Source organism: Rhodopirellula sp. UBA1907, assembly GCF_002337565.1.
In the GTDB taxonomy this organism is placed as follows: Bacteria; Planctomycetota; Planctomycetia; order Pirellulales; family Pirellulaceae; genus Rhodopirellula; species Rhodopirellula europaea.
In genome coordinates this window covers 1-20,498 of the sequence record NZ_DDGH01000060.1, presented here as the reverse complement: position 1 = coordinate 20,498, position 20,498 = coordinate 1, and the positions used below count along the sequence as shown (strand labels likewise).

9 protein-coding genes are annotated in these 20,498 nt (G+C 56.3%); 5 read left to right on the top strand and 4 right to left on the bottom strand.

Annotated features, from left to right (window positions below):
• The first annotated feature begins 450 nt into the window (after positions 1–450).
• The 3 genes from B2R17_RS13020 to B2R17_RS13010 all read left to right on the top strand — a co-directional run bounded on the left by B2R17_RS13020 (position 451) and on the right by B2R17_RS13010 (position 6,135).
• A complete protein-coding gene (locus tag B2R17_RS13020) occupies positions 451–1,296 on the top strand; it encodes a prephenate dehydrogenase (RefSeq protein WP_286764317.1) in 846 nt (281 codons plus the stop codon).
• 69 nt (positions 1,297–1,365) lie between these two features.
• The gene (purL, locus tag B2R17_RS13015) at positions 1,366–4,395 is read left to right on the top strand and encodes a phosphoribosylformylglycinamidine synthase subunit PurL (RefSeq protein WP_286764316.1); all 3,030 of its coding nucleotides are present in this window, start codon (positions 1,366–1,368) and stop codon (positions 4,393–4,395) included.
• A gap of 723 nt (positions 4,396–5,118) precedes the next feature.
• Entirely contained in the window at positions 5,119–6,135 is a 1,017-nt protein-coding gene (locus tag B2R17_RS13010) for a DUF1559 domain-containing protein (RefSeq protein ID WP_039962555.1), read from the top strand.
• Here B2R17_RS13010 and B2R17_RS13005 read toward each other — a convergent pair whose 3' ends face one another.
• The 4 genes from B2R17_RS13005 to B2R17_RS12990 form a co-directional block, all read right to left on the bottom strand.
• Entirely contained in the window at positions 6,136–7,311 is a 1,176-nt protein-coding gene (locus tag B2R17_RS13005; RefSeq protein WP_039962556.1) for a hypothetical protein, read from the bottom strand.
• Positions 7,312–7,512: 201 nt separating this feature from the next.
• The gene (locus B2R17_RS13000) at positions 7,513–8,607 is read right to left on the bottom strand and encodes a hypothetical protein (protein ID WP_339887108.1); all 1,095 of its coding nucleotides are present in this window, start codon (positions 8,605–8,607) and stop codon (positions 7,513–7,515) included.
• 99 nt (positions 8,608–8,706) lie between these two features.
• On the bottom strand, positions 8,707–9,315 hold the full coding sequence (locus B2R17_RS12995; protein WP_286764314.1) for a 5-formyltetrahydrofolate cyclo-ligase: 609 nt from the start codon (positions 9,313–9,315) through the stop codon (positions 8,707–8,709).
• A 24-nt stretch (positions 9,316–9,339) separates the two neighbouring features.
• Positions 9,340–10,881 (bottom strand): rhamnulokinase, encoded by a 1,542-nt coding sequence (locus tag B2R17_RS12990; RefSeq protein WP_286764313.1) that lies wholly within the window; start codon positions 10,879–10,881, stop codon positions 9,340–9,342.
• A 1,245-nt stretch (positions 10,882–12,126) separates the two neighbouring features.
• On the opposite strand from B2R17_RS12990, the gene rpoB reads away from it, so the two are divergent.
• The gene (gene rpoB / locus B2R17_RS12985) at positions 12,127–15,849 is read left to right on the top strand and encodes a DNA-directed RNA polymerase subunit beta (RefSeq protein ID WP_007340662.1); all 3,723 of its coding nucleotides are present in this window, start codon (positions 12,127–12,129) and stop codon (positions 15,847–15,849) included.
• Positions 15,850–16,078: 229 nt separating this feature from the next.
• A complete protein-coding gene (gene rpoC, locus B2R17_RS12980) occupies positions 16,079–20,368 on the top strand; it encodes a DNA-directed RNA polymerase subunit beta' (protein WP_286764312.1) in 4,290 nt (1,429 codons plus the stop codon).
• The last annotated feature ends 130 nt before the right edge of the window (positions 20,369–20,498 follow it).

Sequence of the window (20,498 nt, the reverse complement as noted above, 5' to 3'; positions counted from 1 at the left end):
AAGAAGCTCTTCGCGAACCAATTCCGCGAGCCATGGTGACACCGTATCTGGTATCGCCGCCCTGGAACAACGTTCGTTTCGATTCAGCGGAAGCTGTGCACCCATCGGAACAACCATGCCTCTGATGCGAGTTGGTTCATCGACCATTTGACACGGACCATTCTATCAGGCCGACGCCAGCTGATCGCGCAAGCATCAACTTTGCTCAGCTTCGGTGCGTGAGTTCTGGATGGGAAGTGCCACCGAAAACGTCTGCCTGAGTTGTCACCGAACTTGAGACGCCGAGCGACCTCCGACGTAAACACTGACGAAGACGACGTCTCCTTCAAAAACGTCTGATTACCACCGATGGGAACCGCGGGTGTTGTGCGGTATTCTTCTGCCGTCGAACCCCGTTGCCATCGAAACCTGTGCAGCAAACGCCCTTTGGCCTCCATCGAATCCAGCCCCATGCCCGAGCCCTCCTGCCGATCCGTTGCGATCATCGGTTTGGGGTTGTTGGGTGGAAGTGTGGCGTTGTCGATTCGCAGACGTTGGCCGTCGGTGCGACTGACCGCCTGCGCCCGATCGCCTGAAACTCGGGCCTTGGCTCTGGATCAGTCCATCGTCGATGAAGTCTTCGAGACCCCCGATGCCGCCGCGAATGGCTGTGATTTGGCCGTGATCGCCACGCCAGTCAACCGAATCGCCTCGCTGGCCCAGGCACTTGCGGGCCAATTTCCGGAGTTAACGCTGACCGACGTCGGCAGTACCAAAGGCGGTTTGATCCGCGAATTATTGGGGACGGCGTCGGCGAAACAGTTCGTTCCGGCTCACCCGATCGCGGGAAGCGAAAAAAGCGGGGCGGAGCACGCACGAGCGGACCTTTTCGACAACAAACCCATTGTGATCACGCCCAGCGGCGAAGAACTGCCGCGGCACATGTCTGCCGCGACCGAATTTTGGCGAGCCACCGGCGGACGAATTGTCACGATGCCGGCCGAACAGCACGATGCCACCTTGGCATTGACGTCTCATTTGCCACACTTGCTGTCTTCGCTCGCCGCACGCCAAATCACTCGCGAGATGCTCGCATTGGTCGGCACCGGCTGGTTGGACACCACTCGCGTGGCGGCGGGGGATGCGGACCTTTGGACCGCCATCGTTTCCGAAAACCGCGACGCGATTCTGAGTGCGATCGAACAATCCCGGTCAGACTTGGACACACTGCAAACCATCGTGAACCAGGGCGACGACGCTGCCCTGCGAACCTGGCTCGACACCGCCAAACAAATTCGACAATCCGCTCAAACCTAACCGCGACCACCCGCGGTCAAGCTTTCCGGATCCTTTTCCGTCTCCATCCTCATTCTCTGATTTCGCATCATGCCGCTTTGGCAAATCGACATTCATCCCGCTCCCGGTCAAGTTGATCGACTCGGCGAACAAACGGCTCGTCAGATCCATGAACTCGGATTGGGCGACGACCTGCTGATCGCCGCCGCACGGGGATACTTGATCCAAGCCGACATCGACCAAGCCTCGGCCGGAGAAATTGCATCGACTTTGCTGGCCGATTCCATCACCGAATCGGTCGTCGTTGGGCATCCTGGCAAAGACGCTTCGCAGGTCGAAGCGGACTTGTCCGAAGCTCCCGAATCGCTGATGGAGTTGCTGGCAGAACGCGGGATCGAATCCGAACCGCACCTGGTGCACGTGATGCCCAAACCCGGCGTAATGGATCCGGTCGCTGCCAGTACACAAGGCGCGCTCGCCGATCGCGGTGTCGAAGGCAGCACAGTCAAGACGTTCCGCAAATTCTGGATCGCCGGCGTCGACGAAGCTCAACTGGAAACGATCTGCCGCCGCGCCCTGTCGAACGATTCCATCGAAGCGTTTGTGATCGGTCCGTTGATGATGGACCGTTTGGATGTCGGATCCGAAGGCGAATTTGAGTTGGTGCACGTGCCGATTCGAGAACTTGACGACGCCGGACTGGAAAAGCTTTCCAAGGAAGGCCAGCTCTACCTGACGCTGGTCGAGATGCAAACCATTCGCGATCACTTCGTCGAACTGGGACGCGACCCGACCGACATCGAACTGGAATCCGTCGCTCAAACTTGGTCGGAACACTGCAGCCACAAAACGCTGGCCGGCCGAATCCACTACAAGGGCCCTGGTGCCGACGGAACACCCGGCGGTGACGAACGCCAATACAACAACATGCTCAAGGAAACGATCTTTGAAGCGACCCAAACTATTCGTCGCTCCTTGGGTGATGACGATTGGTGCGTCAGCGTGTTCAAAGACAATGCGGGCATCGTGACCTTCGACGAACAAGACCACGTGTGCTTCAAAGTCGAAACGCATAATCACCCGTCGGCGCTCGAACCTTACGGCGGAGCCAACACCGGAATCGGTGGCGTCATCCGTGACCCAATGGGCACGGGCATGGGAGCCAAACCGATCTGCAACACCGACGTGTTCTGCTTCGCTCCGCCAGACGTTTCACCCGAAGAATTGCCACCTGGCGTGCTGCATCCACGCCGCGTCATTCAAGGCGTCGTGTCCGGCGTTCGAGATTACGGCAACCGAATGGGAATCCCCACGGTCAACGGCGCGGTCTACTTCGACGAGCGTTATCTCGGCAACCCGCTGGTTTACTGCGGCAACGTCGGCATCATTCCTGTTGGCATGGAAGACAAGGAAGTCAAACCGAACGACTTAATCGTCGCGGTCGGTGGACGCACCGGACGAGACGGGATCCACGGGGCGACATTCAGCAGTGCGGAACTGACCAGCGAATCCGAATCGCTGTCCGGCGGTGCCGTTCAAATCGGCAACGCGATCACCGAAAAAATGGTCCTCGACGTGCTGATGCAAGCTCGCGATCGCGGCTTGTACAACGCGGTCACGGATTGCGGTGCGGGTGGCTTCAGCAGTGCCGTTGGCGAGATGGGTGAAGAGCTCGGTGCCGAAGTTTGGCTCGACAAAGCTCCGCTCAAATACGACGGTCTGACTTACACCGAGATCTGGATTTCCGAAGCTCAAGAGCGAATGGTCTTGGCCGTTCCACAAGAACGCTGGGACGAACTGCGAGAACTGTGCGAAAGCGAAGGCGTCGAAGCCGCCGCGATCGGTCGCTTTGTTCCGACCGGCCGTTTGCAATTGAACTTCCACGGCCAAACGGTCGGCGACGTCGCCATGTCGTTCTTGCACGACGGACGTCCGCCCGTGATTCGCGATGCGATCTATGAACCACCACAGGCCAAGCCGTTGTCGATCGGTGATCGCGACGCCGCAGCCAACTCGGAAACACTGCTCAAGATCCTGGGCAGCTACAACGTTGCCAGCAAGCACTGGGTGATTCGCCAATACGATCACGAAGTCCAGGCGGGCAGCGTTGTCAAACCTTTGGTCGGCCCACAATGCGATGGACCCGGCGACGCTGCCGTTGTGCGTCCGAAACTGACCAGCCGTCGTGGGCTGGTGATCAGTTGCGGCATGAACCCGCACTACGGCGACTTCGACACGTATCACATGGCCGCTTCGGCGATCGACGAAGCCATGCGGAACGCGGTCGCGGTCGGAGCCGATCCTTCCAAGATTGCGATCCTCGACAACTTCTGCTGGGGCTACACCGATCGAGCCGAAACGCTTGGGTCGCTCGTCCGTGCCGCGATCGCTTGCCAAGACCTCGCGGTCACGCTGGGCACGCCCTTCGTTAGTGGCAAAGACAGCTTGAACAACGAGTTCAGCTTCTTTGATGACAACAACGAAAAGCAAACCATCGCGATTCCGCCCAGCCTGCTGATCAGTGCGATGGGCCAGATCGATGACGTCAGCAAATCGGTCACAATGGACGCGAAGGAAGCCGGCAACGTGATCTTCCTGGTCGGCGACACGCATCGTGAACTCGGTGGCTCGCACTACGGCTTGGTCGAAAACGAACCCGGCGGTGCCGTCCCAGAAGTCGACGCAAAACTGGCAAAACGAACTTTCGCGACCGTCCACCAAGCGATCCAGTCACGACTGGTCCGCTCGTGCCACGACCTCTGCGAAGGTGGCTTGGCGGCCGCCGCGGTCGAAATGGCATTGGCTGGCGGATTGGGAATGGAACTCGACCTCGCGACCGTTTCTCGCGAGCAACCTTCCAACGACGGTGTGCTCACCGCGGCGGCATTGTCGGCAACGGAAGTTCTGTTCAGCGAATCAAACACGCGGTTCCTGATCGAATGTGCTCCCGAATCAGCCGACGCCCTGTCCAAGATCTTCGCGGACGCCGGCATCAGCCTGACACGTTTGGGACAAGTCAAAGATTCCGATAAATTTACCGTCCGTGACGGTGACGCAGTGGTGCTGGAGACCGACATCGCGACCGCGAAATCGGCCTGGCAAGCACCTTTGGATTGGTGACCCCGGCTGTATTCAGGCTAAACTTCGCGAGAAGTTTGCTAAATTCGCGTTGAACCGCGAGCTGGTTTATTCTGTAATTGCTACAGAATGCATCCGTTTGGCGAAAAAATCGCCGACAAAACGAACAACTTCAACCATTTGGAACCGCGTGGAACTCTGGGTCCGTCGAATCGCTTTGATCGCTTATGTGGTCGGTGGCTGGCTTTTGCCGGCCGCCCACCATCATGTGGTGACGTGCGATTCCACCCATCCGCATGCCGGCGTCCACGACGATTGCTCCCACACGCATTCGCCTGAGAATGTCACTGAATGTTGCTCACATTCGAGTTCTGCAGACGCGGTGCAGCACGCACCGCTGCCGCCAGGTTGCTCGGAAGAACTGCTGGTTTGGGAGACGAGCCTGCCGTCCGCAGAGGTCGCCTCGGACCACCAGCACGCCCATGAATGCGGTGACCTTTGTGCGTTGTGCAACGCTCGCACGTTGGCCGAAAGCCCGATCGCGGTCTCCGTCCACCGCGAAACGGTTCGGTGCACAGCCAATCAACGGATCGAATCGACCACCCTTGAAGACTCGGCAGATTGCTGGCGTCCGTACACTCGCGGCCCACCTTCTTTGACCTGAAAACTGCCGTTCTGGGTTGCGGTGAAAACCAGTTTCACTGTAACGCAAACTCACCGTCTTCTATCGAGAGCCACTGCGTTCTCATTTTCAGGTCTCATTCCATGCCAAACTTCTCCTCCAGCGCTGCACGTGTGCACGCGAACCCAAGCCATCGTTCGACTTCCGGATCCTCGCAACGAAACGCATTCACACTCGTTGAATTGCTGGTCGTCATCGCGATCATCGGTGTCCTCGTTGGCCTGCTGCTTCCCGCTGTCCAAGCGGCCCGCGAAGCTGCTCGCCGGATGTCGTGCCAAAACAACCTGCATCAAATGGGCATCGCCCTACACAACTACCACGGCATCTTCAACCAGTTGCCGAGCGGTTGGTTGGCCGACGACATCGACCACCACGAACCCGGCTGGGGCTGGGCCGCCGCGATCACGCCGCAAATTGAAAGCGGAAACATCTACGACACCATCCAATTCGGATTGGCCATCGAAGAAGACGAGAACCAACAAGCACGTGAATCATCGATCCCGAGCTACATCTGCCCCAGCGATCCGCTAGAGACTCTGTTCTTCATCGCCGAAGCCCATGGGGATGGTCATGGGCACGAACATGACCACTCAGCGGCACTGGATGACGACGACGATGATGATGATCATGACGACGAACACGAGAGTGGACACAATGTCGACGACGGCGACGAGTTCCTATTTAAGATTGCCAAGAGCAACTACGCCGGCGTGTTCGGAACGTTTGACATCCACGACGACATGTATCACGGCGACGGACTGTTCTACGGCAACAGCCGCCACCGTTTCCGTGACGTGCTGGATGGACTGAGCCAAACCGTGATGGTTGGTGAACGCAACAGTCGTTTGGGTGGCTCGATTTGGCAGGGATACATCCCTGAGGCCAATGCCGCCGCCGCTCGCATCGTTGGTGCAGCCGACCACACTCCGAACAGCGACGTTGGCCACTTTGAAGACTTCAGCAGCTATCACGCCGCTGGTGCACAATTCGTCCTGAGTGATGGATCGGTACGAATGCTGTCGCAGTTCATTGACTTGAAGGTCTACCACGCGTTGGTGACCCGAGCCAATTACGAAGTCATCGAAGCCGACTCCTTCTGATCAGGCCGCTGATTTCCGGGCCGCTTGGGTTGGTGCAAGCCAACCCCGCATACCATTCAGATCCGCCGACCAGGCTTCACTGGTCCGGCGATCACAGAACGTGTGGAACAACCCGTCGATCGTGTCGCTAAGCGTCCGCACTGCTTCGATGCGATCTTCGGGACCGAAGTCGTCGTCATCTTCGTCCAAGTGGATGCGAGCGCCGCTGATCCCGAACGTTTCGGCTTGCAAGGTCAGGTCGAACTGCTGGCCTTCGCGGATCAGCGTCATGCCTGTCTTGCGAGGCAACTTGCCACTTTGGATCGCTCGCATTGCCTCGGGCAATTTGACGGGGCACTCCGCTGAAATCGACTCTTTGCCAGACTCACCAATGGGGCATTCCAGCGAAAGCGTCTTGGCCAACATCAACGTGACTTCGATTCCGTCAAACGTTTCAATCGTGTCCGTTTCTGTTTCCAGCATCCACCACAGCCACAACAAGAACTCATTGCCCAGGAAGTCTGGTGACTGGGAATGCTCGTTGGCCCATGCGACGCCGCTGAACGCTTCACCGGTGACGAAACTGGCGGGCATCACATCGTCCATTTCCGCGTAGCGATCGTTGTCTCGCGCCCAATCCTGCGCGACGACGCCAGCACTGATGTGACCACACTCGATCCCGAAAACTCGTTCGAGCAAATCGATGCAGTGACCGCTGCCGGTGCCTGCGGTTCCGCCGTAATACAGCAAATCGCGGCTGCAATCCCACAACAATGCGTGCTGCTGGAACTTGCGGTACTTGCCAGTCGCAGCTTCGTTCTCGCAGCGTTGTTCGACCGCTTCTTTGGCTTCTTTGCGTTGCGACTTGGTCGGTTTCCCGCCAGGATTTTCGCGGCTCAGCGCCGCCAGTTCCATCGACAACCAAGCCTTCTTGATCACCGAAGGAACCTGGTTGGTGTCCACACGAACGCCGAAGTGGACGGCATCGTCGATGATGTTTTTCGCCAGATCAAAATCTTGATCGAAAAGGTGATCGCCGCCAAGAAAACCTAGGTGCACGTTTTCTTCGTTGGCGGTTTCCGTTCGCCCGGCCACGTTTTCCGCCATCCGTTCGATGTGTTCCTGCCCGAATGGGCCGTCTTCAAATTGATTGACGCGAAATCGTTCAAAGGAAAGGCTACCGGAGAGAAACGGCATGAATGAGAATCCCAATCAATCGATGAGCGGAAGAAACCAGCCACTCCGCGTCGGCTGTGTCGTTGGCTTATCGTCCAACCTCCGCCTAGAAATTGCCGCGCCATCGGCAGACCATCGCAACACCGCAACTTGCCCAGCCGGAACAACCGGCCGGAACAACCGGCCGGCGACGACCACTCACGAGACTAGCTTTTCCGCCCACTACTTTTTCGCTGGCGTCGGAGCAACAAACCGAAAACGGTTCATCTTGTCTCGCGGATCCTCTTCAACGAAGTCGCGGACCGCTGCCTCGACTTCTTCACGATGTTTGCGTGGCAACTCACTGATAATCGACTTCATCGATTTCTTTTTCAGCTCCATCCAGTCGTCATAGTATTCTTTTCGAACCTCTTCGATCTTCTCGCTGAGTTTTGCTTGGGCCTTTTCATCCAAACCGAAGTCTTCCGCCAATCCATTGATCATCGCAAACTCGTCGCCGTGCTTGCGTCTCAATCGCTCAATTCTAATCTTCAATGACAGCTTCTCGGATTGCTCCGGCGTGAGGATGGTCTGTGAGCTCATCACCACTTCCTGCAAAACTTCATTTCGCCGCCCAATGTCGAGTCTCTCTTCGCCGTTCCGCAACTCTTCGGAGGCACTTCGATATTTCCTTTGCACTTCGCTCAACTCCACCCGCTGCTCGGCGGTCAGTCCCAACTTGTCTGCAAGTTCCGTGTCAAAAGACAGACGCATCAGCTCCGTCTGGATCTGCCTGAGCTTGCTCATTTCCTGGTACTGCTCGGGGGAATAGCTTCGAGCGCGAGGCCGGGCGACTAGTTCGGCCCGCTTCTTCGCAACCTGTTCCATCAACTTTGATTGCTGATCCTCGCTGAGCACTTCTTTGGCGTCGCGAACCGCCGTGTCCATCAATTCCTTCATCTCTTCGTGGGAGATGCGTTCACCCGGTTTTGCACGAAACCCTTTCATCGAAGCATCGCGATACTTCTGCATCGCGACCAGAATCGTTTTCCGTTGCTCAGGTGACAAACCGATCTCTTCTGAGAGTTTGGTGTCATTCACGATCGATTGAATTTCAATGAGCCCTAGCGCCGGTGGCTTCACATCCGCTTCCTGCCCCGATCCACTGGAAGCATCTTGGGAACGCACGGTGCCTGGGTAACAAAGAAGGCCAAACCAAACGAGACAGAAACAACCTGAAGTGATCGTCGATACAGAGCGTTTCATTGAAGTCACACTTTCCTTGTGAGCAACGAAGGAATGAGCCGGCACCCCAATGATCCGGCAGAATGCATTCACGCCAAGAGTCTAACGCAGTCGAGCTCGACATTCGCAGGAGGACACGAAGACAGAGAAAAGAAAACGCGTCTGATTCCTCGCATCCTTTTTCGCCAACGCTTACGAACGGCGGCGTGTGCCGGGATACACATGGTTTTCAGTGACAACCAAGTCCATGTGAATGTCATGCGTTTGCGCGGGGACCGAATCGACCACCTGGCATTCAAATGCCAACGCAATCAAACTCGCATCCGATCGGACGTTGCCTAGAAGCTTGTCGTAGTAACCCTTCCCGTGTCCAACGCGAGCTCCCTGGCGATCAAAAGCAACGCCGGGAACCAAGACGATATCCAGATCGTTTGAGCGAACACGCTTGGCGGCAACGCCTCGCAATTCTTCACGAGGCTCGAGGATCTTGTACATTCCTTCGGAAAGCTCGCTCATCGATTCCAAATGGAACAGTTCCAATTCGCCGTCGACACAGAAAGGCACAACGACCTTCTTGCCGCTATCAATGGCTGCCGGCAATGCATGCCGGGTTTGCACTTCTGACCGGACGTCGATGTACCACATCACGCAAGCAGCCTCCCGGTAGGCGGGCAACTGTGTGACGGTGTCCACGATCAACCGACTGAGACGATCCTTGTCAGCTTGCTCCCGCCGAGCCACTTGCGCGGCCTCTCGAACTTCCTGCTTGTGAGCAACAAGCGATTCATCATCTGCGGCCATCGTTTCCAAACCCGATGTTAACACTCACTCAAAGAACGTCGCGAATTTCGCGGCGGGCTCGTCCCAGCGATCTGTCTGCTGAGGCTCATAAGTTTGAGTTGGGAAACTGTGGCGAACCAACTGACGTGCTTCGTCAATCGAATGCAACGATCCACTTCCAATCATCTGCATCAGAATGTTCCCAATCGCGGTCGCTTCGACTGGGCCCGCGACGACTTGGCGTCCGCAAGCGTCAGCGGTCATCTGACACAGCAAAGCGTTGAGCGAGCCACCACCGACAATGTGAATTGTCTTGATATGCGATCCCGTCAACGCCTCCAGATGCTGCAGACACATCCGGTACCGAAGTGCGAGACCTTCCAACGCTCCTCGAAACAGAACACCGTTGTCAGTTGGAACTCGTTGCCCCGTCCGACCAGCCAGCCCGCAAATCGCATCAATCATGTTGTCAGGTGCAACAAGAGCGGGATCGTCAGGATTGACCAACAACGCATACGGCTCGGCACCAGCGGCGGCCTGAGTCATCTCCGCCCAACTCGGCGCATCACCCTGGCGATCGAGTGCCGCACGGATCTGTTGGTAGATCCAAAGACCGCCGATGTTCTGCAGCAATCGCGTGCTTCCTCGCACCCCACCTTCATTGGTGAAGTTCAATTCGGCACACAGCGGCGACACGTTCGGCTGGGGAATCTCGACGCCCATCAACGACCAAGTTCCCGAGCTGATGTAGCACCAATCCGGTGACGCCGGCGCGAATCCTTCCGCGGGAACGGCCAGCACCGCTGACGCCGTGTCGTGAGTCGCGGGCAAAATCACTGGCACATCATGCAGTCCGGTATCCATCGCTACGCTGGGTTGGACGTTGCCAATCGTCGTGCCCGCAGGCGAAGGCTCCGCGAACCACCTGGAAGGCAAACCGAATCCATCCAGCAACTTGGTCGACCAACTTTGCGTGGCCGGATTGAGCAACTGGGTCGTCGATGCGTTGCTGGCTTCAACCGATCGTTCCCCCGACAGCAACCAGTGGAACAAGTCCCCCATCATCAGAAATGATTCGGCCGTTTCAAAAACGGAATCCCCATTCTGCTTCGCCGCGATCAGCTGACACAGTGAATTGATGTCCATGAACTGCATGCCGGTTTCTTGGAAAATCGTTTCCTTGGGAACGATCTCACAGATCTTTTCGGCCATACCTCGGTGCCGAGCGTCGCGGTAATGCCATACCGGCCCAGCAATTTGGTCGTGACGATCAACAAAGCCAAAGCTGACCCCCCAGGTATCCACACCGACCGACGCGATGGTCGCTCCCGTCCAACTGGACTGAGCCCGCAACGCGGCGTCGCGCAAACCGTCCTGGATGTCTTGCCACAATTGCAGGTGATTCCACAGCATCGCGTCCTGCACCTTCAACGGCCGGTTCACAAACCGCCCAGTCTCCACCAGCTCCAATCGCCCGTCATTCACTCCGCCGGCAATCACGCGACCGCTGGACGCCCCAAGATCGACCGCCAGGTGAACAGGACCGGAGAACTGAACTTCACTGGAAGATGGCTCAGCGGCTGGCATGTTGGCTCCTTGAGATAGCTTGAACGGGAATGAGGATGGACGGCGGGGAAAGGACGCGAAGCCGCGTGCGGAACGTACGACGCGGGGCAAAACCAGGCCTCAGTGCCGCACAGCCCGCTATTTGAGCTGAATTTCGCCATCTCAGCGGCGCCGCGTCTGCCCCGAACGGGGAAGATCGCGAAAAACACCTGACTCATCCGGCGAACTCATCGATGAGTACCCCGCGAGCACCTCGAGTACCCCGCGAGAACACGGGCCGGCGAAACGAGCAGACAACCTAGCGTGATTAGGAAACACGGGCGAGAAGTCTATAGCCACTTCACAGAGACTTTTTTTTCGCCCTGGCAGCATTTGCTAGCAAAGCAGTCTCGGCGACCTGGGTGACTTAACCTGAACCCGCAACGTCGGTTAGCCAAATGACATCACTTTGACTACCAAATCTGGAATTGTTGAGATGGTGTGTGCGGTGACCAAAATTGAGGAATCAGATGTTGACCGTCCCATCAATGCACGTAGGCTTAGCCGGACCTCCGCGAGTTCGCCTAGCGTGGAGCCGGACGCGGTCAGCTTGCGGCCACGGGCTGACATCGTTGATGAATTGCCTCAAAACCATTGTTTTTCGCGACATTTTCGCGGAATTCGGGTTTTGGATCGATTGCTCACGACGGCTTCACGGGCCGGGTACATGAAGTGCCCGGCCGCGGACGCTCGCTTCTTAAATTGCCGCCGAATTCCCGCTGAGCATAAACCAGACCAAAATTCGTTTGGTTGCCCTTTGCGGATGCAAGATCAATCGTTAAAGTTTCGAAAGTGATCTTCGGCCCGGTGTTGCGTGACGCGTCTGTATTCGTTCTGTCCTCCCTCATTTCCGTCTAACTTTTCTTTCTCGAAGTCCTTCGTGAGCTAAGAGTTACGTTCCTTCCACTCCTCTCGCGGTTCTCTTTCGCGAAGCCAATTCCCTCGAACGGATTCGTTTGTTGGCAATGGGTTTCACGCTTTAGATTCCGTTGCCGGGGTGCATTTTGGAACCGGAACCGCATTTGAACTTTCGATTTCATCGATTTTTCAACTGCTGATAAGCGACAGTTCATTCTGGCAAGCGGTACTCACCGCCGGAGTTCCAACGAACCAATTTCGTCATCTCATTGATGCGGTTTCGACGAATCAAGCTCCAAACAATGTGTGGGCGGATTCCGGGCTGTGTTGGTGTTTTTGTTCTTCCCCGCGAAGGAGCTCCCACTCACGATGGCAACTACGACTCAGCGTCGCCTCGAACCCACCTCGATTCGCAAATTCGGAACCGGCCTCGGCCAATTCGATTTGCCTGACCTGACCGCCCTGCAAACAGTGTCCTACGCGGCATTCTTGCAAGAAGATGCGGCCAGCAACGCTCGCAAAGATCACGGGCTGGAGTCCGTACTGAGGGAAATCTTCCCGATCGCCAGTTACGACGGGAATACGACGCTGGAGTACCTGTACTACGAGCTGGGGAAACCCCGCTACACAATTCAGGAATGCCGTCAGCTGCGTTTAACCTATGGTCGCCCGCTGCGTATTTGGTTGCGACTGAATCGCGAAGAGCCCATCGAAGAGGAAGTCTATCTGGGCGACCTGCCGATCATGCTGGGCGGTGGTGAGTTCATCATCAACGGTGCCGAGCGTGTGGTTGTGTCGCAGCTGCACCGCAGCCCCGGCGTCGACTTCGTTCTGGAACAAGACACCACGACCGATCGCAAATTGCCATCGTGCCGCGTGATCCCAGAACGCGGTTCGTGGATCGAAGTCAACGTGACCAAGAAAGACGCGTTGACCGTCCGCATTGACCAAAGCGGTAAATTCGCCGCGACGATGTTGCTGCGTGCAATGGATCCGAAGTACAGCACCGACGCGGATCTGCTGTCGGCGTTCTACGAAACCGGCACCATCAAGGTGAACGGTGGAAAAGACGCGACCAAGATCGAAAACAAGATCGCTGTCGACGATGTGGTTTACCCGAGCGGTCACGAACGTGCCGGCGAAATCATCGTGGAAGCTGGCTACAAGATCACCACCGAACTTTCGGAAACGATCTGCAACGCCGGTGTGACTTCGGTCGAAGCAATGGACCTTCCAAAGGTTCCGTTGATCTTCAACACTCTTGCCGACGACAACACCGCCAGCCACGAAGAAGCGTTGCTGCGGATCTACCAGCGTTTGCGTCCGGGCAACCCGCCTCAATTGGAAAAAGCTCGCACGCTGTTCCAAGAGAAGTTCTACGACGACAACCGCTATCGCTTGGGCAAAGTCGGTCGTTTCCGTCTGAACCGCAAGTTGGGTCTGGGCGTCGAAGAAACCGTCATGACGTTGCGTCCTGACGACATGATCGCTGCCATCCGCTACCTGATCGACTTGTTCGATGCGGACAGCGGTGCCGAGATCGACGACATTGACCACTTGGGCAACCGTCGTTTGCGGACCATCGATGAACTGGCCAGCGAAGAACTCCGCAAGGGTTTCTTGAAACTGCGTCGTACGGTTCAAGAACGCATGAGTGTCAAAGACGCTCAAGACATGACGCCTCGTTCTTTGATCAACCCCAAGAGCGTTTCCGCAGCGATCGATTTCTTCTTCGGTCGTGGCGAACTCTCGCAGGTCGTTGACCAGACGAACCCACTGTCGCAATTGGCACACGAACGTCGTCTTTCGGCTCTCGGCCCTGGCGGTTTGAACCGGAAACGTGCGGGCTTCGAAGTCCGCGACGTGCACATTTCGCACTACGGTCGTATCTGCCCGATTGAGACTCCCGAAGGTACGAACATTGGCCTGATCAGCTCGTTGGCGATCTACGCCGGCGTGGATGATTACGGATTCCTTTGCACACCGTTCCGCAAAGTCATCGACGGCAAAATCAGCGACGAAACCGTTTGGTTGCGTGCCGATGAGGAAGGCGAATCCTACGTTGCACCTGCTGACACCGAAGTCAAAGACGGTGCCCTGGTTCCCGGACCGAACATGATCGCTCGTTTCCGTAGCGACTTCGAGATCGTGATGCCGGAGCAAGTGTCCTTCATGGATGTCGCTCCCGCTCAGATGGTCGGTGTCTCGGCTGGGCTGATTCCTTTCCTCGAGCACGATGATGCAAACCGTGCTTTGATGGGATCGAACATGCAGCGGCAAGCGGTGCCATTGTTGGTCACCGAGCCGCCAATTGTCGGTACCGGGATGGAACGCGAAGTCGCCAAAAACAGTGCGATGGTCGTACGTGCTCGCCGTGCGGGCAAAGTGACCTACGCCGATGCGACTCGTATCGAGATCGGTAGCGATCACTACCCACTGAAAAAGTACCAAGGTCTCAACGAACGAACCTGCCAAAACCAAAAGCCACTCATCACGGTTGGTGATAAGGTCGAGAAAGGCCAAATCATCGCCGACGGTGCTGCCACCCAAAAAGGTGAATTGGCTCTCGGACGAAACGTCTTGGTCGGCTTCATGTCGTTCGACGGATTCAACTACGAGGATGCGATCATCATCAGCGAAGAGCTGGTGCGAAATGACACGTACACCTCGATCCACATCGAAGACTTCGACGTCGAAATTCGCGAAACGAAATTGGGTCGCGAAGAGTTCACGCGAGACATCCCGAACGTTTCCGAGAAAGCACTTCGCAACTTGGATGACACCGGGATCGTTCAAACCGGAACCTACGTGAAGCCTGGCGACATTCTGGTCGGCAAGGTTTCGCCAAAGAGCAAGACTGAACTGACGCCTGAAGAAAAGCTTCTTCACGCGATCTTCGGTCGTGCCGGTGAAGACGTGAAGAATGACTCGCTGGAAGTGCCATCGGGCATCGAAGGCATCGTCATCGACACCCAGAAATTCAGCCGCCGGATGAGCCTCGGCGAAGACGAGCGAAAGGCGTTCGAACGCGAACTGAAACAACACGAAACCGAAGGCAACGAAGAAATTGCCAGCACGTTTGAGTCGTTGATTCGTGACATGGAAGAGGCTTCCGGCGTCAAGCTGAAAGACTCGACCGGCACACCTTTGGCCGACGGACAAGATCCTAAGTTCGTTGCCGAACGTGCGACCAGCTTCCGATTGGAACTGGTCCTCGAGCAAATCGAAGACGAAGAGAAACGCAAAGCTGCCGAGAAGGTTCACCAAACGCAGTGGCAAAACGTCGAACAAGCCATCGACGAGCGTGATCGCAAGCTGAACAGCATGAAACGTGGCGATGAACTTCGCTCGGGCGTGCTGCAGATGGTCAAGATCTACATCGCGACCAAACGTACGATCAGCGTCGGTGACAAGATGGCGGGACGTCACGGTAACAAGGGTGTGATCGCCAAGATCCTTCCGATCGAAGACATGCCGTTCCTGCCCGATGGAACTCCAATTCAAATCATGCTCAACCCGCTGGGAGTTCCCAGCCGGATGAACGTGGGTCAGATTTTGGAAACCCACTTGGGTTGGGCGGGAGCCAAGCTTGGCTTCCAAGCACTCACCCCAATCTTCGATGGTGCCAGCGAATCGGAAATCAACGACTGCTTGGCGGAAGCCGGCTTGCCAGCTCACGGTAAGATCCGTTTGACCGATGGTCGAACGGGAGAGCCGATGGAGCAGGAAACCACGGTGGGCTACATCTACATGCTGAAGCTTCACCACTTGGTCGACGACAAAGTCCACGCACGCAGCACCGGACCTTACTCGTTGATCACGCAGCAACCTCTTGGCGGAAAGGCTCGCTTCGGCGGCCAACGCTTCGGAGAGATGGAAGTGTGGGCACTGGAAGCATATGGTGCCGCTTACATTCTCCAGGAATTGCTGACGGTGAAATCCGACGATGTCGAAGGTCGAACCAAGATCTACGAATCGATGGTCAAGGGAGAAAACACTCTCGAGGCCGGCACACCTGCCAGCTTCGACGTGTTGACCAACGAAATTCGTGGTCTGGCCCTGAACATGCAACTCGAGAAACGGCCGATCTAAGGAAGCCAATTGCCGCCAGCGTCTCGTTGGCGGCTTTGGTTGTTCGGGCCAGCATCACGCTGGCCTGGACGGGGCGAACGCGAAGCCTTCCCCGGTTTTGAACTTCCCCGGTTTTCGAACTCAAGCGTCAGAAGAATGACTCACCCCCGTCTTCTGACCTTCTTCCCAACATCAATTGCACCAGCAAAAAAGCTAGCAGCGAATTGCTAATAGCTAGGAGCTTCTCAGAATGTCCATTGGCGAAACCAGCAACTACGATCGCATCAACGATTACGCCTCCGTCCGTATCTCGTTGGCGCGACCTCAAGACATCAAAGCATGGTCGTTCGGTGAGGTCAAAAAACCCGAAACGATCAACTACCGAACCTACCGCCCTGAAAAAGACGGTTTGTTCTGCGAACGCATCTTTGGCCCTGAGAAGGACTGGGAATGTGCCTGCGGCAAATACCGTGGGATGAAATACAAAGGGATGATCTGCGACCGTTGCGGCGTGAAGGTCACCCACAGTCGCGTGCGTCGCAAACGCATGGGCCACATCGAATTGGCGGCTCCTGTCGTTCACATTTGGTTCTTCAAGGCCATGCCATCGCGATTGGGCAACCTGCTCGCGATGAAAACCAGCTCGCTGGAAAAGGTCATCTACTTCCAGGATTACGTGGTCACGGATCCGAAGGACACCGACCTGGAAATGCTGCAACTCCTCACCGAAGAGGAATACCGCGCAGCACGTCAACAATACGGCTCGGGCAGCTTCCAAGCTGACATGGGTGCGGAAGCCGTTCGCGATCTGCTGAACAAGCTCGACTTGGTCACGCTGTCCGATCAACTTCGTGTCGACTTGGCAGAAACCGGCAGCAAGCAAAAGAAGAAAGACCTGATCAACCGACTCAAGATCGTTGAGTCGATCCGTGACAGTGACAACCGTCCCGAGTGGATGGTCCTCGATGTCATTCCGGTCATTCCTCCGGACTTGCGTCCTTTGGTTCTGTTGGACAGCGGCAACTTCGCGACGTCCGACCTGAACGACCTGTATCGTCGGATCATCAACCGCAACAACCGTTTGCGAAAACTGGTCGACCTGAACGCACCGGAAGTCATCATTCGCAACGAAAAGCGAATGCTGCAACAGTCCGTCGATGCATTGTTCGACAACAACCGTTGCAAGCGTCCCGTGTTGGGATCGTCGAACCGTCCATTGAAATCCTTGACCGACATGATCAAGGGGAAACAGGGTCGTTTCCGCGAGAACTTGCTCGGCAAGCGAGTCGATTACTCGGCCCGTTCGGTCATCGTGGTCGGTCCTCGTTTGAAACTGCACCAATGCGGTTTGCCAAAGAAGATCGCGCTCGAACTGTACCAACCGTTCATCATTCGTCGCCTCAAAGAGCTCGGCCACGCTGACACGATTAAGTCGGCCAAGAAGATGCTCGAACGAAAAGACGAAGAAGTTTGGGATATCCTCGAGCAAGTCATCACGAACCACCCCGTGTTGCTCAACCGAGCACCAACGTTGCACCGGATGGGTATCCAAGCTTTCGAACCAACCTTGGTCGAAGGCAACGCGATTCACTTGCACCCACTGGTTTGCAAAGGCTTCAACGCTGACTTCGACGGCGACCAAATGGCCGTCCACTTGCCGCTTTCGATCGAAGCCCAAGTCGAAGCTCACACGTTGATGATGAGCACGAACAACGTTTTCGCACCTTCGAACGGAAAGCCCATCATGAGTCCTTCGCAGGACATCGTCATGGGTTGCTACTTCATGACCGTCGAGATGCCCGATCAAAAGGGCGAGGGCATGACGTTCAGCACCTACGAAGAAGTCGACTACGCGTTGGCTCAAGGCATCGTCGGTTTGCACACGCGAATCAAGTTGCGCTTGCCGAAGTACCAAAAACTGAAAACCGACGACGACAGCGGTGAATACGGTGCCATCATTGACACCACCCCGGGTCGCGTTCGTTTCAACGAAATGCTGCCCGTCGGGATGGATTTCTACAACCGAGCCATGCGTAGCGGTGACTTGGCCAAATCGATTAGTGACTGCTACCAGCGTCTCGGACGCAAAGCAACGATTCACTTGCTCGATGACATGATGCAAGCTGGTTTCCGCGAATCCACCCGCAGTGGTCTGTCCTTCGCGACGGATGACTTGGTGACTCCGGACACTAAGCAACAGTTCATCAAAGAAGCCGAAAAAGAGGTCATGAAGCATAAGAAGGCTTATGACCGCGGTCTGATGACGGGCAAGGAACGATACAACCAGGTTCTCGATGCTTGGACCCACGCTCGCGAAGCCATCACGGCAGACATGATGTCGGCGATGGAAAACGACATCCGACCCGGCGGTTGGTACATCAACCCCGTTTTCTTGATGTCGCACTCGGGTGCACGGGGCGGTATTGAGCAAATTCGGCAGCTCGCTGGTATGCGTGGTCTGATGGCCAAGCCAACCGGTGAAATCATCGAGACGCCGATTAAGGCAAACTTCCGCGAAGGCCTGTCGGTGCTCGAGTACTTCTCGTCCACTCACGGTGCTCGGAAGGGTCTGGCCGACACGGCGTTGAAAACAGCTGACTCCGGTTACCTGACTCGTAAGCTGGCCGACGTGGCGCAGAACGTTGTGGTCACCATGCATGACTGCGGCACCACTCAGGGCATCACGAAGGGTGTCGTTTACCGTGGTGAAAAGGTCGAAGTTTCGCTCGCGGAATCGATCAACGGTCGTGTCAGCTTGAAGTCGATCGTCAACCCGGTCACCGACGAAGTGATCGTGGAAGCGAACCAGATGATCACTCCCGAGATCGCCCGCAACATCGAAGCGATGGGCTTGGAAAAAATCCAAGTTCGTACGCCGATGTCGTGTGACGCACCTCTGGGTGTTTGCCGATGCTGCTACGGCATGGACATGTCGACCGGATCGATGGTCGAAGAAGGCATGTCCGTAGGTATCATCGCCGCTCAGTCGATTGGTGAGCCCGGTACTCAGTTGACGATGCGTACGTTCCACATCGGTGGTTCGGTGAGCAAGCAAGTCGAAGAGTCGGACATCAAGACCAGCCGTGACGGTGAAGTTCGTTTGACACGAATGAAGGCTGTGACGAACGCCGAAGGTCGCGACATCGTGTTGACCCGAAACGGTCAAATCATGTTGGTCGACGATCGCGGTCGGGAAGTCGAATCGTATGACATCCCAACCGGTGCCATGTTGATGGTTAAAGAAGGCGACAAAGTCACCGCCGGACAAGTCCTTTGCGAATGGAACCCGTACTCGATTCCGATTTTGTCGGAAGTGACCGGTAAGATTCGCTTCGAAGACGTTGTCGAAGGTGAAACGATGCGTCTGGATCGCGAAGCCAGTGGTAACACCCGGATGACCATCATTGACCACAAGGGTGACTTGCACCCGCAGTTGGTCATCGAAGACGAAACCGGTCGTCCCCTTCACGCACAGTACTTGCCCGAACGTGCAACGATCTCGGTCAAGGAAGGCGAAGAAGTCATTCCTGGTAAGGTCCTCGCTGAAATGCCTCGTGAAACGGGCGGTGTTTCGGACATCACCGGTGGTCTGCCTCGTGTGACCGAGATCTTCGAGGCTCGTAAGCCAAAGGATCCGGCTGTGATCGCGGAAGTCGACGGCGAAGTCGAAATCCTCAGCGAACGCAAACGTGGCAAGCGAACGATCATCGTCCGTAGTGAATCAGGGATCGAACGCGAGCACTTGGTGCCTCACGGGAAGCACTTCTTGGTTCACACCGGCGACATCGTGAAGGCTGGTCAAGCCTTGGTCGATGGTGCGTTGGTTCCTCACGACATCTTGCGTGTGACCGGGGAAGAAGCCGTTCAGCAATACTTGCTGCACGAAATCCAACAGGTCTATCGCAGCCAGCGTGTGGAAATCAATGACAAGCACGGCGAAATCATCATCGCTCGCATGCTTCGCAAGGTGAAGATCGAGAACGCCGGCGACACCAACCTGTTGCCCGGCAGCGTGATGGACCGATTCCACTTCCGCAAAGCCAACCAGGACTTGCAGAAGTGCATCAAGATCGCCAACCCAGGTGACACGGACTACACCGAAGGCACGATCGTGCCGAAGGAAGCGTTCGAACAAACCAACGCCGAAGTCGAAGCGATGGGCGGAACGCCTGCCAAGGGCAAACGTTGCAAGAGTGCAACGGCCAGCACCCAGTTGCTCGGTATCACCAAGGCCGCCGTTCAGTCGAACTCGTTCATCTCGGCAGCGTCGTTCCAAGAAACCACCAAGGTGCTCACCGAAGCCGCTTTGGCGGGCAAGGTCGACAAGTTGGTCGGTTTGAAAGAGAACGTCATCTTGGGTCACTTGATTCCAGCCGGTACCGGTTTCCGCATCTTCCAAGAGTCGGAAGTCAACTACCGCCGCGAAGCACTCGAAGAACTGTCGCAGGCCCCTGTCTCGGCACTCGAAGAGTCCTTCCCGTTGCTCGGAGGCGATGGCGAACCAGCCTCGACCACATCCAGCACGACCGAAGGCGAGTGATCGCCACTTCGAATCGTTGAAAACATCAACCGGGCGTCCTCAAGACGCCCGGTTTTTTCATGCGCGAACAGCTCCTGACTCCTGACTCCTGACTCCTGACTCCTGACTCCTGAGTCCTGAGTCCTGAGTC

Bases quoted from the DNA above. Each gene is read 5' to 3' on its own strand.
- B2R17_RS13020 (WP_286764317.1), top strand. From the start codon at position 451: ATGCCCGAGCCCTCCTGCCGATCCGTTGCGATCATCGGTTTGGGGTTG.
- purL (WP_286764316.1), top strand. From the start codon at position 1,366: ATGCCGCTTTGGCAAATCGACATTCATCCCGCTCCCGGTCAAGTTGAT.
- B2R17_RS13010 (WP_039962555.1), top strand. From the start codon at position 5,119: ATGCCAAACTTCTCCTCCAGCGCTGCACGTGTGCACGCGAACCCAAGC.
- B2R17_RS13005 (WP_039962556.1), bottom strand. From the start codon at position 7,311: ATGCCGTTTCTCTCCGGTAGCCTTTCCTTTGAACGATTTCGCGTCAAT.
- B2R17_RS12995 (WP_286764314.1), bottom strand. From the start codon at position 9,315: ATGGCCGCAGATGATGAATCGCTTGTTGCTCACAAGCAGGAAGTTCGA.
- B2R17_RS12990 (WP_286764313.1), bottom strand. From the start codon at position 10,881: ATGCCAGCCGCTGAGCCATCTTCCAGTGAAGTTCAGTTCTCCGGTCCT.
- rpoB (WP_007340662.1), top strand. From the start codon at position 12,127: ATGGCAACTACGACTCAGCGTCGCCTCGAACCCACCTCGATTCGCAAA.
- rpoC (WP_286764312.1), top strand. From the start codon at position 16,079: ATGTCCATTGGCGAAACCAGCAACTACGATCGCATCAACGATTACGCC.